This is a genomic window from Tardiphaga sp. 285_C5_N1_2, from assembly GCF_052076065.1.
In the GTDB taxonomy this organism is placed as follows: domain Bacteria; phylum Pseudomonadota; class Alphaproteobacteria; order Rhizobiales; family Xanthobacteraceae; genus Tardiphaga; species Tardiphaga robiniae.
The window spans coordinates 2,707,757-2,722,307 of sequence record NZ_CP197241.1; the positions used below are offsets into that span (position 1 = coordinate 2,707,757).

15 protein-coding genes are annotated in these 14,551 nt (G+C 62.8%); 9 read left to right on the forward strand and 6 right to left on the reverse strand.

Annotation, left to right across the window (positions count from 1 at the left end; translation table 11 throughout):
• Positions 1-45 precede the first annotated feature (45 nt).
• Positions 46-765, forward strand: a complete 720-nt coding sequence (locus AB7951_RS12875) for a haloacid dehalogenase type II (protein ID WP_120289466.1) — start codon at positions 46-48, stop codon at positions 763-765.
• Positions 766-813: 48 nt separating this feature from the next.
• Complete coding sequence (gene recJ / locus AB7951_RS12880; protein WP_120289468.1) at positions 814-2,652, forward strand: single-stranded-DNA-specific exonuclease RecJ; 1,839 nt, start codon at positions 814-816, stop codon at positions 2,650-2,652.
• Positions 2,653-2,695: 43 nt separating this feature from the next.
• Here recJ and AB7951_RS12885 read toward each other — a convergent pair whose 3' ends face one another.
• Complete coding sequence (locus AB7951_RS12885; protein ID WP_120289470.1) at positions 2,696-3,445, reverse strand: GntR family transcriptional regulator; 750 nt, start codon at positions 3,443-3,445, stop codon at positions 2,696-2,698.
• Between the two features lie 135 nt (positions 3,446-3,580).
• Between AB7951_RS12885 and AB7951_RS12890 the strand changes: the two genes are divergently transcribed.
• From AB7951_RS12890 to AB7951_RS12900, 3 genes are read left to right on the forward strand one after another with little or no spacing between them, the layout of a single operon-like run.
• Complete coding sequence (locus AB7951_RS12890) at positions 3,581-4,930, forward strand: class-II fumarase/aspartase family protein (protein ID WP_120289472.1); 1,350 nt, start codon at positions 3,581-3,583, stop codon at positions 4,928-4,930.
• A gap of 30 nt (positions 4,931-4,960) precedes the next feature.
• The gene (locus tag AB7951_RS12895) at positions 4,961-5,941 is read left to right on the forward strand and encodes a tripartite tricarboxylate transporter substrate-binding protein (RefSeq protein WP_120289474.1); all 981 of its coding nucleotides are present in this window, start codon (positions 4,961-4,963) and stop codon (positions 5,939-5,941) included.
• Positions 5,942-5,950: 9 nt separating this feature from the next.
• On the forward strand, positions 5,951-7,339 hold the full coding sequence (locus tag AB7951_RS12900; protein ID WP_120289476.1) for a class II fumarate hydratase: 1,389 nt from the start codon (positions 5,951-5,953) through the stop codon (positions 7,337-7,339).
• A 9-nt stretch (positions 7,340-7,348) separates the two neighbouring features.
• On the opposite strand, the gene AB7951_RS12905 is transcribed toward AB7951_RS12900, so the two are convergent.
• Together AB7951_RS12905 and efp are read right to left on the reverse strand one after the other, a co-directional pair.
• A complete protein-coding gene (locus tag AB7951_RS12905; protein WP_120290298.1) occupies positions 7,349-8,578 on the reverse strand; it encodes a lytic murein transglycosylase in 1,230 nt (409 codons plus the stop codon).
• A gap of 168 nt (positions 8,579-8,746) precedes the next feature.
• A complete protein-coding gene (gene efp / locus AB7951_RS12910; protein ID WP_068736546.1) occupies positions 8,747-9,313 on the reverse strand; it encodes an elongation factor P in 567 nt (188 codons plus the stop codon).
• Between the two features lie 138 nt (positions 9,314-9,451).
• On the opposite strand from efp, the gene epmA reads away from it, so the two are divergent.
• Genes epmA through AB7951_RS12925 form a run of 3 tightly spaced genes read left to right on the forward strand, consistent with a single transcriptional unit; the run spans position 9,452 to position 11,920 of the window.
• Positions 9,452-10,504: an EF-P lysine aminoacylase EpmA gene (gene epmA / locus AB7951_RS12915; protein ID WP_120289478.1), complete on the forward strand. Its 1,053-nt coding sequence runs from the start codon at positions 9,452-9,454 to the stop codon at positions 10,502-10,504.
• Positions 10,501-11,601, forward strand: a complete 1,101-nt coding sequence (locus tag AB7951_RS12920; protein ID WP_441255829.1) for a lysine-2,3-aminomutase-like protein — start codon at positions 10,501-10,503, stop codon at positions 11,599-11,601. The genes epmA and AB7951_RS12920 overlap by 4 nt, the downstream gene beginning before the upstream one ends.
• A 40-nt stretch (positions 11,602-11,641) precedes the next feature.
• Positions 11,642-11,920, forward strand: coding sequence for a hypothetical protein (locus tag AB7951_RS12925; protein ID WP_147421632.1), 279 nt, complete (start codon positions 11,642-11,644; stop codon positions 11,918-11,920).
• A gap of 23 nt (positions 11,921-11,943) precedes the next feature.
• Here AB7951_RS12925 and AB7951_RS12930 read toward each other — a convergent pair whose 3' ends face one another.
• Together AB7951_RS12930 and AB7951_RS12935 are read right to left on the reverse strand one after the other, a co-directional pair.
• Positions 11,944-12,519: an HdeD family acid-resistance protein gene (locus tag AB7951_RS12930; protein ID WP_089264182.1), complete on the reverse strand. Its 576-nt coding sequence runs from the start codon at positions 12,517-12,519 to the stop codon at positions 11,944-11,946.
• 122 nt (positions 12,520-12,641) lie between these two features.
• Complete coding sequence (locus tag AB7951_RS12935) at positions 12,642-13,667, reverse strand: PrsW family glutamic-type intramembrane protease (protein WP_120289484.1); 1,026 nt, start codon at positions 13,665-13,667, stop codon at positions 12,642-12,644.
• A 156-nt stretch (positions 13,668-13,823) separates the two neighbouring features.
• Between AB7951_RS12935 and AB7951_RS12940 the strand changes: the two genes are divergently transcribed.
• A complete protein-coding gene (locus AB7951_RS12940) occupies positions 13,824-14,084 on the forward strand; it encodes a hypothetical protein (RefSeq protein WP_068736902.1) in 261 nt (86 codons plus the stop codon).
• Positions 14,085-14,087: 3 nt separating this feature from the next.
• Here AB7951_RS12940 and AB7951_RS12945 read toward each other — a convergent pair whose 3' ends face one another.
• Positions 14,088-14,378, reverse strand: coding sequence for a hypothetical protein (locus tag AB7951_RS12945; protein ID WP_199712062.1), 291 nt, complete (start codon positions 14,376-14,378; stop codon positions 14,088-14,090).
• Between the last annotated feature and the right edge of the window lie 173 nt (positions 14,379-14,551).

Here is a 14,551-nt window from a genome sequence, read left to right on the forward strand (position 1 = left end):
GATTAATCGAACTAAAAACCAAGAAAACAAAATGGGGATGAGACCATGAGCGAGACCGATAACGTCAAGGCTCTGGTGTTCGACGTGTTCGGCACCGTGGTTGATTGGCGTTCCAGCCTGATTGCTGACTGTACCGCGTTCGGCAAAGCGCGCGGTATCGCGGCTGACTGGACCGCGCTCGTCGATGCCTGGCGGCAGGCCTATATGCCCTCGATGGATGTGGTGCGCCATCATCCGGAGCGGGGCTTCGTGAAACTCGACACGCTGCATCGGCAGTCGCTCGACGTGCTGGTCGCCAAGTTCGGCATCAACGGGCTCTCGGACAACGATCTGCATCACATGACACTCGGCTGGCACCGGCTGCATCCGTGGACGGATTCGGTCAGCGGTCTGACGCGCTTGAAGACCAAATACGTCATCAGCCCGTTGTCGAACGGCAATGTCGCGCTGCTGACCAACATGGCGAAATTCGCCGGCCTGCCATGGGACCTGATCATGAGCGCGGAACTGTTCGAACACTATAAGCCCGATCCGCAGGCCTATTTGGGCGCGGCCGCACTGCTCAATCTGAAGCCTGCGGAAGTCATGATGGTCGCCGCCCATAACAGCGATCTCGATGCCGCGCACAAACTCGGGCTCAAGACCGCCTTCGTGCCGCGCGTCACTGAATATGGCCCGCACCAGAACCGCGATTTCAAGGCCGAGGGCCCGTGGGACGTGGTGGCCGATGATTTCAATGATCTGGCGGAGCGGATGGGTTGCTGACCGGCTTGGGATTTGCCGAAAGCGGCTGCGCGGCCTATTGCTGATCCCATGACGCCACCGACCATCATTCCCGTCGAATCCCAGCAGGCCTTTCTCGGCGTCACCGAATCCGCCACCGGGCGGATCTGGCGCGACCGGGTGGACCAGCGCGGGGCGGCGCGGGCGCTGGCCATGGTGCAGCGTTTCCAATTGCCGGAAATGCTGGCGCGCGTCATCGCCGGCCGCAATATCGAACTCGACGCGGTCGAAGACTTTCTCGATCCCACAATCCGCAAGCTGATGCCGGACCCGTTCACCATCACGCAGATGGAAGCGGCGGCGAAGCGCATCGCGGATGCCGCGCAGCGCCGGGAGAAGGTGGCGATCTTCGGCGACTACGACGTCGACGGCGCGACGTCGTCGGCGCTGCTGGCCTGGCATCTCAGGCATTGCGGACTCGATCCGCATATCCACATTCCCGATCGCATCTTCGAGGGCTATGGCCCCAATGTGGATGCCATCAGGACGCTGGCCGGCAAGGGTGCCACGCTGCTCGTGACTGTCGATTGTGGCACGACGAGCTTCGAGCCGTTGGCCGAGGCCAAGAAGCTCGGCATGTCTGTGGTTGTCATCGATCACCATCAGACCGGCGAGGAATTGCCTGACGTGGATGCCGTGGTGAATCCGAACCGGCTCGACGATATTTCCGGTCTGGGTCATCTCGCCGCCGTCGGCCTCGTGCTGATCACGCTGGTCGCGGTCAATCGCGAATTGCGCAAGCGCGGCTTCTGGACCGCCGAGATGCCCGAGCCTGATCTCCTGGGCATGCTGCATCATGTGGCGCTCGGGACTGTGGCTGACGTGGCGCCACTGATCGGCCTGAACCGCGCCTTTGTCGCCAAAGGTCTCATCGCATTGCGTCGCCGCGATCACATCGGGCACACCGCGCTGATGGATGTGGCGCGTTTGAACGGTCCGCCGGAAGCATGGCATCTCGGCTTCATGCTGGGACCGCGCATCAATGCCGGCGGCCGGATCGGGCGCGCAGACTTGGGCGTGCGGCTGCTGCTCGAAGGCGATATCTCCGAGGCCGCGAAGATCGCTGCCGAACTCGATCGGCTGAACATCGAACGACGCGTGATCGAACAGGCCGCGGAAGCGCAAGCCGAGGCCGAGGCTCTGGCGTCACTGGGGCTCGAAGACAAAGGCTCCGTAGTCGTGACCGCGTCTGAAGGCTGGCATCCCGGCGTCGTCGGTCTGGTCGCCTCGCGGCTCAAGGAGAAATTTGCGCGTCCGGCTTTTGCCATCGCGCTGGAGCCTGGCGGAATTGGCACGGGGTCCGGCCGCTCGATCTCCGGCGTCGATCTCGGCAAAGCCGTGCGGCAAGCTGTTGCCGATGGGCTTCTGATGAAAGGTGGCGGCCACGCCATGGCCGCGGGCATCACGCTACGCAAGGAACGGCTCGGCGAATTCCGCGCCTATATCGAAAGCGCGCTGGCTGCGGATGTCGGCAAGTCCCGCAACGAGAAAGAACTCTTCATCGATGGCGCTATCACTGCGCGCGGTGTGACGACGGATCTCGTGAATACGCTCAATCGCGCCGGGCCGTTCGGGCAGGCCAATCCCGAGCCGGTGATTGCGCTGCCGGCGCATCAGCTCGTTTATGTCGATGAAGTTGGGCAGGCGCATCTGCGGCTGCGCTTCAAGGCGTCGGACGGCGCCGTGGTCAACGGTATCGCGTTTCGTTCAGTGGGGCAGAAACTTGGCAACGCGTTGCAGGAGCTGCGCGGTCAGCCGGTCCATGTGGCGGGCTCGCTGACCGTCGATCGCTGGCAGGGTGCCGAGCGCGTGCAGATGCGCGTGATCGATGTGGCGGCGCCGGATCCCGGGCCGAAGATGATCAGGTAGTCTCACCGCTCTCAACCTGTCGTCTCCGGCTTGACCGGTGCACTCATCCATTTGTGTCTTGCCGGCGGAGCAGCCTGGTCGAATACCGATACCGGTCCGCCGGATGAATGCTGAGCGAGACCTCAGCCAGCTCGTTTGACGCGAACAGATACTGCCGCCGGATCGACAGCGCATGCGCGCCAGCCGTTGCCTTCAGTGGCTCCGCCATCGCGTCCGACACGCCAACCGCAGAGATGTCCTGGCGGATCTCAACGAAGCGTCGTCCCGAGATTTTCTCGACGAGCGTGCCGAAGATTTCGTGATGCCCGCCCATCTTCGCGCGCACCTCGTCGGCGAAGGCGCCGTCGATATACACGTCCGTCCAGCAGATCGGCGTCTGTGTGACGTCGCCCGGAATCGTGCGCAGACTTGAGATGCACAGCCAGCGGCGGCCGGGCCGGCATCCGAGCTGGCTGGCAAGCTCGCTGTCGGCGACGACATCCGCAACGCGCTGCACGTGGCGCTCCGTCTCGGTGCCGAACTGCTGCACCGCCTCGATCGTATTGAGTGCCTGCGTAAAGCCATCACCGCCCTTGGCCGGAGACGTCGCCTCGACACGCGTCCCGGCATTGCGCTTCCGGCTGACCAAGCCGGACGCCTGCAGCTCCTGCATCGCCGCGCGCACGGTTGATCGGCTCACGGCGAACTGGTCCGCCAGCTCGAACTCTGTCGGCAGCACAGACCCGACCGGATGCCGTCCGTCTGCGATGGCCTCGGTCAGTGCTCGGGCCACGAACGCGTAACGCTTTTCCACCGTCGTCCCTCGACCCCTAAGTCCCTGATCGCAGGATGGAAGCCTGATTGGCGACCATCTCGTCAAGGAAGGAGATTGACACACGGTTTATGTTCGGACAATTTAATATGTACGAACATAATAAGAGGAAGCGGTATGGGCAGCACGGTTTTCGATTCGGTTCTGTTTCGGGACATGTTCGGCACCGCGGAAATGCGGGCGGTCTTCGCCGACGAAGCCCTGGTCGGCCGCTACATCGAGGCCGAAGTCGCGCTGGCCCGCGCCCAGGCCCGTCTCGGCGTTGTCCCCAAGGAAGCCGCGCAGGCCATCGAGGCCGCCGCCAAATCGATCCGGATCGATTTCGACAAGCTCCGAGCTGAGACCGAAATCGTCGGCTACCCGATCCTGCCGCTGGTTCATCAGCTCTCTGAAGCTGCCGGAGAGGCGGGCCGCTATGTTCACTGGGGTGCGACCACCCAGGACATCATGGACACCGCCAACGTCCTGCAGATACGCGCAGCGCTTGAGATTGTTGCACGCGATCTGCGCGAGGTCCGCGACATCCTGAGCGCGATGGCCCGCAAATATCGCGACACGCCGATGGCTGGGCGCACCCATCTGCAGCAGGCCCTGCCGGTGACCTTCGGCTACAAGGCAGCCGTCTGGCTGTCTTCTATCGATCGCCACATCGAACGCGTCGATCAGGCACTGCCGCGCATCCTGCTCGGCGAGTTCTCCGGCGCCGCGGGGACGCTCGCGTCGGTGGGCGAGGGCGGCCTCGAGATGCAAAAACTGTTCTGCGAGGAGCTCGGCCTGCATCAACCGTCGATCACCTGGCATGTCGCCCGCGACGGCATCGCCGAAGCGGTCACGCTGCTCGGCCTGATCACCGGTACGCTCGGCAAGATCGCCACCGACGTGATGCTGTTGTCATCGTCCGAATTCGGCGAAGTGTCTGAGCCTTTCGTGCCCGGTCGCGGCGCGTCATCGACGATGCCGCAAAAGCGTAACGCGATTTCAAGCGAACTGATGCTCGCGGCTGCCAAGGCGGTGCGCCAGCACGTCGCGACCATGCTCGATGGCATGATCCATGACCTGGAACGTGCAACGGGGCCGTGGCACCTCGAATGGGTGTCGTTGCCGGAGAGCTTCCTGCTCACTGCCTCGTCGCTGGCAAATGCCAAATTCATGCTGGCCGGACTCGTGGTTCACGAAAAGCGCATGCTGGAGAATCTGGATCTGACACGCGGCCTTATCGTCGCCGAAGCGGTGATGATGGCAGCGGCGCCAAAACTCGGCCGCCAGCACGCGCATGACGTCGTCTACGACGCTTGCCGCAAGGCCATCGAAGGCGGCGGACAGCTTGCGGATATCCTCGCCGAGGTCCCGGAAATCACCGAAGCGCTTGGTGGCAAGGAGGCCATCCGTCGTCATTGCGACCCGGCCAACTATCTCGGCCTGTGCGGTCCGATGGTCGATCGCGTGCTGAGCATGAGTGGACGCTGAAACAACACACATAACAGGGGAGGAATTTCGATGAAGAAGAACATTTTGACGACCGCATTCGTGCTCGCCGGTGCACTGCTGGCTGGCCCAAGTCTGGCGCAGGATTATCCAACCCGCACCATCACCATGAACATGCCGTATTCCGCAGGCGGCCCCGGTGACACCATCGCGCGCCTGCTGGCGCAAGCCATGAGCGGCCCGTTGAAACAGCAGGTGATCGTCGAGAACACGACGGGCGCCGGCGGCTCCATCGGCAGTGCCAAGGTCGCCGCATCTGCGCCGGACGGTTACAATCTGCTGCTGATCCATATCAGCCATGCGACCAATCCGGCGCTGTATCCTAAGCTCAAATACGATCCGATCAAGGACTACGAGCCGATCGGTCTCGCGGTCGATCTGCCGTCGGTGTTCGTGGCACGCAAGGATCTCCCGGCCGCCAATCTCGCCGAGCTGATCGCCTGGATGAAGACGAACAAGGAGAAAGTGAACTACGCGCATGCCGGCATCGGCTCGGCTTCGCATCTGTGCGGCCTGCTGCTCAATGCAGCGACCGGTACGCAGCCGACCCAGATCGCCTATCGCGGCGCTGGTCCGGCGATGAACGACATGATGAGCGGGCAGGTCGACGTCATGTGCGACCAGATCGTCAACGTGGTCGGCAATGTCGACGGCGGCACGATCAAGGGCTACGCCGTCACCAGCACCGAGAAGGCGCCGGCTCTGCCAAAACTGCCCACGACAGCCGAAGCCGGTCTGCCGGGCTTTACCTACACCGTCTGGTACGGCCTGTTCGCGCCGAAGGGCACACCCAAGCCGATCATCGACAAACTCGTTGCCGCACTGAACGTGGCGCTGAAGGACGAGACCGTGAAGAGCCGGCTTGCCGGGCTCGGCGTGCAGCCAGTGGCGCCGGAACGGGCGACGCCCGATGCGCTGGCCGCGCATCTGAAATCCGAGATCGACAAGTGGACGCCGATCATCAAGGCAGCGGGCGTTGTCGGCGCGCAGTGAGCGAGACTCGTGAGTGACGTTCGCACGGAACATGACTCCTTCGGCACCATCGCGGTGCCGACGGACCGCTATTGGGGCGCGCAGACCCAACGCGCACTTGAGGTCTTCCAGGTCAGTGACGAGCGTTTCCCGGTCGCGCTGATCCGTGCATTCGCCCTGCAGAAGATCGCGGCCGTTCGCGCCAATCTGCAACTCGGGACGATCGCACCGGAGATCGCGGCGCCGATCGAAACAGCGGCACTCGAACTTCAGCAGGGCCGTTTCGACGATCATTTCCCCTTGCCGATCTGGCAGACCGGCTCCGGCACCCAGATCAACATGAATGCGAATGAGGTGATCGCGAACCGGGCGAATGAATTGATGGGCCAGCCGCTCGGGACCAAATCGCCCATTCATCCCAACGATCACGTCAATTGTTCGCAGTCATCGAACGACAGCTTTCCGACCGTGATGCATGTGGCAACGACGCTGGAGTTGCGCGGGCGCTTACTCCCGGCCTTGCAGACGCTGCGCGATGATCTCCGCGCCAAGGCGGACGCATTCTCCGACGTCGTGAAGATAGGCCGTACGCATCTGATGGATGCCGTGCCGATGACGATGGGGCAGGCCTTCGATGCCTTCGCCCGTCAGATCGGCCATGCGATTGACCGCATCGAAGCAGTGTTTCCGCGTCTGCTGATGCTGCCCCAGGGCGGCACGGCCGTCGGCTCGGGGCTCAATGCGCCAAAGGGATTCGACAGCGCCTTTTGCGAGCACCTGAACGCACTGACCGGCGTTGCATTCGTCCCGAACCCGAGCAAGTTCGAAGGCATGGGTGCACATGATGCGCTTGTCGAAGTGTCCGGCGCGCTCAATGGCCTTGCCGTCACGCTGCTGAAGATCGCGAACGACGTGCGCTTCCTCGGTTCGGGTCCGCGCTGCGGGTTCGGTGAGCTTGTCATCCCGCATGACGGGCTGACGTCGTCGATCATGCCAGGCAAACGCAATCCCACCGTCGCTGAGATGCTTGCGCAGGTGTGTTTTCAGGTGACGGGTAACAACGCCGTCGTCACCGCAGCCAGCGCATCCGGCAATTTCGAGCTCAACGTTGCCAAGCCGGTGATCATCTACAATGTTCTGCAGTCGATCCGCATCCTCGCCGATGGCATCGATGTCTTTACGTCCCGATTGATCCGCGATCTCGACGTCGATCGGCGACAGCTCGCCGCGAATGTCGCCAACGCGCCGCTGCTCGCGACAGCGCTCAATCCGGTGATCGGCTACGACAAGGTCGCGCTCATCACAGCCAAGGCGCTGGACGAGTCCATCACACCGCGCGAAGCAGCGATCGCGCTAGGACTGCTCTCGGGTGAAGACTACGATCGTTACGTCGATCCGCAGCGGATGGCGGGCATTTGACGGAACGGCTCAGCCGCCTTGCCGCAACCGCGCGAGCACCTTCAGCCCGCCATAGCCATCCGCCGGCAGCAGACCCATCTTCGTTTGATAGTCCTTCACCGCTTTCATCGTGTCGTTGCCGACGCGGCCATCGGTGCCGCCGGTGTCGAAGCCGGCGCGGGTGAGGCGAGTTTGTACTTCCTGCACTTCGGCGAGTGTGAGCGCGCGTTCCGAGCCGGGGAACGGCTGGATGAAAGGCGGCGCGCCGAGAATGCGATCGCCGAGATGGCAGATCGCCAGCGCATAATTCATCGACGGGTTATAGCTGCGCACGGCGTAGAAGCCCTGGCCGAGCAGGAAGGCCGGACCGCCCTGCACAGGCACCCAGAGCTTGGCATTTGCAGTGGCCTGCGGGAACGGCTGTCCATCGGCGCGCGTAACGCCGGCTGCGGACCATGCTGCAAAACTGCGATTGCTATCCGATGAGCCGGCGCCATTGGCGCGGACTTCATAGCCCCAGTGTTCGCCGCGCGGATATTTGCCGCGATTGACGAGGAAGCGTGCGCTTGAGCCCAGCGCATCGTCAGGCTTGCCGAACGGCGAGACGCGGCCGTCGCGGTCATAGTCGATGCCGACATTGAGCCAGACTTCCGGCATCCATTGCGTGTGGCCCATTGCACCGGCCCAGGAGCCGCGCATCTCGTCGGGCGTGCCCCATCCCTTATCGACGATCTTCAGCGCGTTGATGAGTTCGGTTTCCCAATAGGCGCGGCGGCGCGGCTCGTTCCACGCCAGTGCGGCCAGCGACGGAAATACCGGGCGCATATGGTTCTGCTGCACGATGGGATCGCCATAGGCGGACTCGACGCCCCACAGCGCCAGCAGCGTGCCGCGCTCGACGCCGAAGTCGCGCTCAATACGGTCGAACACGCCGTCATACTTGCGCAGCGCGTCCTTGCCGGCGGCGATGCGCCAGTCGGAGGCGCGGCGATTGATGTATTGCCAGAGCTGCTCGTGAAATTCCGGCTGCTTTTGCATCTTGGTGAACACGGACATGTCCGGCTCGATACGGCCCATCACGCGCGAATAGGTCGCGTCGGAGACACCTTTGGCAATTGCCTTTGCACGAAAGCCGTCGCGCCACGCGTCAAAGCCCGTGGGCGCCGCAATGGCGGTCCCGGGCATGGCCAGCAGCGCGCTGGCACCCAGGCCGGAGCGGAGCAGGCTGCGTCGGTCGATCAGGGAATCGCGTGCGGTCATGCGCCACTGTAGCCGCATGATTTGCGCCATGGCAGGGGCAATGCGTCGCGGCGCGTCAACGCAATCAACGGATTGATATCATGTATAAAAAAGACCGCCGGAAGCCATTTTCGGGCGTCCGGCGGTCTTGCGAAAAACTTGCGGCAGTCTTGCGACAGCCGGGATCCTTTAGTCCTTGGCGCGTTCGATGTACGAGCCGTCCTCGATCAGCACCACGATGCGTGTGCCGGTGCCGACATGCGGCGGCACGTTGGTGCGGACGCCGTTGGACAGCATGGCAGGCTTGTAGGACGACGACGCGGTCTGGCCCTTGGTCACCGGCTCGGTATCGACGACTTCGAGGGTCGCGCGCTGCGGCATCTGGATCGCCACCGGAACCAGACCATGCAGCGACAGCTTTACGGTCATGTTCTCCTGCAGATAGGGCTCGGCATCGCCGATGACGTCCTTCTGCACCTGAACCTGGTCGTAATTGTCGTTGTTCATGAAGTGGAAGCCGTCGGCGTCCTTGTAGAGGTAATTGAAGTTCTGGTCTTCAATCGTCGCCTTTTCCACCTGGTCAGTGGTCTTGTAGCGCTCCGAGATCTTCACACCGTCGCTGATTCGGCGCATTTCGATCTGGCTGACCGGGGTTCCCTTGCCGGGGTGGATGTTCTCCGCGGACAGAACCACGTAGAGCTTGCCTTCCTGCTCGATGACGTTGCCCTTGCGAATAGAACTGGCGATGACTTTCACAGATATGTTTCCTAGATTTCAGGCCCGGGACCGATCCGGACGTGTGTGTCCTGTGGCCAGCGAAGCGGTTTCGGGGGGCAACATACTGATTTCACGCGGCGATGCCAGCGTTTTGCAACCCAAAAGGGCCGTTTGCCGATGACTGGAACCGACCGTCCGTCGCCCTGGTGGAGCCCGGCGCGACATCAGGACCGCCGGGGCTTCCTGCTGGCGCGGGGAGCGATCACGAAGGGTATCCGGACGTGGTTCGAGGCTCAGGGCTTCCTGGAGGTCGAGACTGGCGTCCTGCAGGTCTCGCCGGGCAATGAGACCCATCTGCATGCGCCAAAGACGACATTGATCGACCGCGACGGCGAGCGGTTCTCGCGGTATTTACGAACATCGCCGGAATTCGCCTGCAAGAAGCTGCTGGCGGCAGGGGAGACGAAAATCTTCGAATTCGCCCGGGTGTTTCGCGACCGCGAGCGCGGTGACAAGCACCTGCCTGAGTTCACGATGCTCGAATGGTATCGTGCCGAGGAGAGCTATGAGGCCGTGATCGCCGATTGCGTGGCGATCATTGCATGCGCGGCGCAGGCGACAGGCATCACGCAGTTCACGTTTCGCGGTCATGTAGCGGATCCATTTGCGGAGCCGGAGATGTTGACCGTGGCAGCGGCGTTCACACGCTTTGCGGATATCGATCTGCTTGCGAGCATCGATGGCGCCGACGGCGATTGCGCTAAGCTGGCGGCTGCTGCAACTGGCAAGGTGCGGATCAGCGATGACGATACCTGGTCGGATATTTTCAGCAAGATTCTGGTCGAGTATGTCGAGCCGCATCTCGGGCAGGAACGGATGACTGTGCTGTTCGAATATCCGGCGCCGGAGGCCGCATTGGCGCGCACGAAGCAAGGCGAGCCTGATGTCGCCGAACGCTTTGAGGTCTATGCGTGCGGTGTCGAACTCGCCAACGGTTTTGGCGAGCTGACCGACGCTGACGAACAGCGCCGCCGCTTCACGGAAGCCATGGATGAAAAGGAGCGTCGCTATGGCGAGCGCTATCCGCTCGATGAGGAGTTTCTTGAGGCCGTCGCAACGATGCCGCCTGCGTCCGGTGTTGCACTCGGATTCGACCGGCTGGTGATGCTGGCCTCGGGCGCGACGTGGATCGATCAGGTGGTGTGGACGCCGCCGGCAGGTGTGTCATGAACCGTCACGTGAAAGTTGCGACGACCCTGCGGCAAGCCAGCGACCTCATCGAAAACGGCCTCGCGCCGGCGTCGACGCTGGCCGATCTGGAGAAAGTCGCCGCGCGTTATGCAGTCGCGGTGACGCCGGCCGTAGCCGCACTGATCGACAGCAGCGATCCCGACGATCCGATCGCGCGCCAGTACGTTCCGAGTGTGGATGAACTGAACGCGCAGCCCGAAGAGAACGCTGATCCGATCGGTGATCACGCCCACGCGCCCATCGACGGCATCGTGCATCGCTATCCCGACCGTGTGCTGTTCAAGCTGGTACATGTCTGCGCGGTGTATTGCCGGTTCTGTTTCCGCCGCGAGATGGTGGGGCCGGGCAAGGAGACCGCTCTGTCACCCGACGCCTATTCAGCCGCGCTGGATTACATCCGCAGCCATGACGAGATCTGGGAGGTAATCCTCACCGGCGGCGATCCCCTGATGCTGTCGCCGCGGCGATTGAGCGAGATCATGGCGGATCTCGCTGATATCCCGCATGTAAAGATCATTCGATTGCATACGCGGGTCCCCGTGGCTGATCCCGGCCGCGTGAGTGCGGAAATGGTGAATGCATTGAAAGTCACGGGTGCCAGCACATGGGTGGCACTGCATGCCAATCATCCGCGCGAGCTGACGGATGCTGCACGTGCGGCCTGCGCGCTGATGGTTGATGCCGGCATTCCCATGGTGAGCCAGTCGGTATTGCTGCGCGGCGTCAATGACAATGCGGCGACGCTGACGGCACTGATGCGCGGTTTCGTTGAGTGCCGCATCAAGCCCTATTATCTGCATCACGGCGACCTCGCGCCTGGCACCGCACATTTGCGGACCAGCATCGCGGAGGGACAGGCCTTAATGCGCGCCATTCGAGGCAATGTTTCCGGATTGTGCCAGCCGGATTATGTGCTCGATATTCCCGGCGGTTATGGCAAGGCGCCGATCGGTCCCGAATATTTGTCCGAGAATTCTTCAGTCAACCTCAAGCCTGACGGTGAAGCTTCTGCGGAATCGGTCTATCGTGTGGTGGATTACTGCGGCGACGTTCATATCTATCCACCGAAGCCGTAGCGATCGGCTTACACGCGCCACCTGGTGTCGGAGACAAAAAATGAAAACATTGTTCGTGATGACGGCATGCCTGTTCGTTCTCGGCCATTCGCTGGCTCTGGCGCAGGATTCGTCCCGCAACCTGCCACCCAAGGGCCTGCGCTCGCAGCCGACCACACAGACCAACAGCGGCGGTGCTCTGCCAGAGGCTCCCGTCGGCCATCGCCAGCCGCGCCCGGGCGATTTGCCGCCGGAGACCGGCAAGAACGATCCGTCCCGCATCGACGCGCAGGATCGCGAGCTTGATCGTATGATCAAGAATATCTGCAAGGGCTGCTGAGTCCCTGCAGACAGTTGGCGGGGTCAGGCCTTCTTGCGGGCGGCCATCGCCAAGCCGATCAGCGAAGCGCCGCCGATCACCAGATTGATGCCGACCATCAGGCCGATGGCCCAGGCTGCCGTGCCGGGCAGACCTGAGATGATGATGAAGGCGATCACGATATCCATCAGGCCGGAGAAGGCCATCCAGCTCCAGCGCTCGGACAGTTCTTTGCGGTGCTGAAGCGCGTACATGATGGTCGCGACGCCCTCGGCGAGGAAATAAACGCCAACCACGAATGTCAGTGTCAGCGTGCTTTCGGCTGGGCGCGTAAGCAGAATGATGCCGGCGCCGATGCCAAGGATTGCTGAAATCAGCGACCAGATGAAGCCCGGCGTCTGGCGCGCCCAGAAGGTCATCAGCAGCGCGGCGACGCCCGAGATGAAGAACATCCAGCCCAGCATGACGGTGACGGCGATGCTGGCCACCTGCGGCACGATCATCGCGGCGAAGCCGAGGATGACGAGCACGATGCCCTCGATCAGAAATGCCTTCCAATGCGCGCGCACGGCGTCGCTCATCTTCGATTGCAGCTCGGCGAGGTTGGGCGGCATGGTCATGGCGGCATGTCCTGATCTGGCCGGCAGCATGCTGGCCGTACCTTGCATTTATCCGCTCACACGCGGAAGCGTGCAAGTTTGTTGATCGGGAATAGCTCGAATGTCGCGTGAGGTCTTGAACGTTACGACTGCGCGGTCATAGCCGGTGCGGCCGTGCGCATGCGGTTGCGCCCGAGAATATAGGCTGTCGTCGTCAGCACCAGCAGCACGGCGCCGATGGCGATCGATGCCAGACCGAGCGGGATCAGCACCATGGTGACGTTGCGCGCCGGGTTCGTAAACCAGTGATGAATCGAAGTCAGCAAAAAGGCCGTGCCGGCAAAGCCCGCACCGCCGCCGGCAACCAGCAGTGCCCACATGCCGCGCAACTGGCTGAGCCTCTCGCGTGACACCTCCGTATGCGGTGCATGATGCGCGCCGATCCGCCGGACCAGCCGCGCCGCCAGCGCAATGGTGCCGAAGCCGATCACCACGCCGGCAGCCTCCAGCACGCGGCGCATCACGCCGACGATTTCCGGATGTCGCTGCAGCGTCAGCAAAGGAAGATCGAAACAGGCATGCAGCGTCACTGGCGCGAGAACAATGAGCATGGGCGTGCGAATGAAGGCCCAGCCGTCGCGGCGATGGGCGCCGAGCGCACGGCCGGAGCGGGTGATGGCGATGTAAGCGCCGGCGATGACGCCGAGCGCGCCGTGAAATGGCACGGTCAGCACGCTACGCAGCACCGCGAGCGTCCGCCACATGTCGGGATATTGCAGGAGATAGACGAGATTCTCGTAGGCTGCGAAGCCGAGGCCGGCGGCGGCGCCGTAAACCACCGTGTCCATCGGATCGGCCGTCCGGGCGCGCTGGGTGGACACCGCGATGATGACGAAGATCTTCACGATCTCCTCCGGCGCGGCGACACCAAACACGGCGTGGAGCACCATGGCCAGGGTCGGGTTGTCCGTAAGGCCCGGAATTGCCGCGAACAGCGCGCGGGCATAGCCGAGCAGGGAGATGCTGGCGGCCCCCAGCAGGAATGACGCCCAGACCAACCCGGGCGGTCCCGGCCGTTCATCGGCAGCAATCACCAGCCACAGCAACAGCAAAGCTGGTGCCACGGCGGCGATACCGATCACGGTGGGGAGCGATTCGAGCAGGTTCATGGAACTTAATTATAGACGGCCGGGCAGACCGGAAAGAGTGACTCTTGCGGGAGCCGCCTGCGACAAAAGAGAAGCTAGCGGGCCAGGGCCAGGGCCGGAACCAATCAGTGTTCGGTCGATTGGGCTGACACAGCTCATACTGCACGGGAAATGACCATGGCCGACGACGCAAAGACACCCCCCTACATCTACGAAGGCGTCGAGCCCGTGCCTGAGGCCAGGTCGACAATCACAGAAACGATCACGGATGTGAAAGAGGCGGTGACCGAGACCGCGCACCGCATCGGCGGTGCCATCGAGTCCGGCAAGAAGCCAGGCATGCCCTTGAGCATCCTGGCCAATGTTGCGCGCGAAGCGCCGCTGGGATCGCTGCTGGTTGCTTTTCTGCTGGGCGTCGCCGTGGCGCGCCGGCGCTAGGCGTCAGCGAATCCGGGCCGGCACCAGATTGACCGGCTTCGAGGTCCGCAGCGATGCTGGCTGGTAGGCCGAAGCCGGCGCGAACACCGACTTGCAGCCGTCACTGAGCTGAGACTTGTTGCGGATCATGCAAGCCGTGACGCGATCGACATCCGGGATCTCCGAACTACAGAGACGCATCGCATCGCCCGTGCAAAGCTGTTCCTGCTCGGCGCTGTAGGCGTGGCAGACGGTGGTCAGCATGCCGAATGCAAGAACAGTGGCGGCGGCGAGCTTGGCGGTGGTGAATGTCATCGTGTGTCCCTCGATCTTGTGTCCATCCGTGCGCCGATCGGCGCGTCGTTGGAACGATGGGATAGAGGGCGTTCGCTTCAGGCAGTTTGCGCGGAGGCGAGGAAACGGTTTCTTCGACCGCGGTTTTGTTTCATTGCTGGTGATGGACGAAACACAGCGCGCCGGTTCGGAAT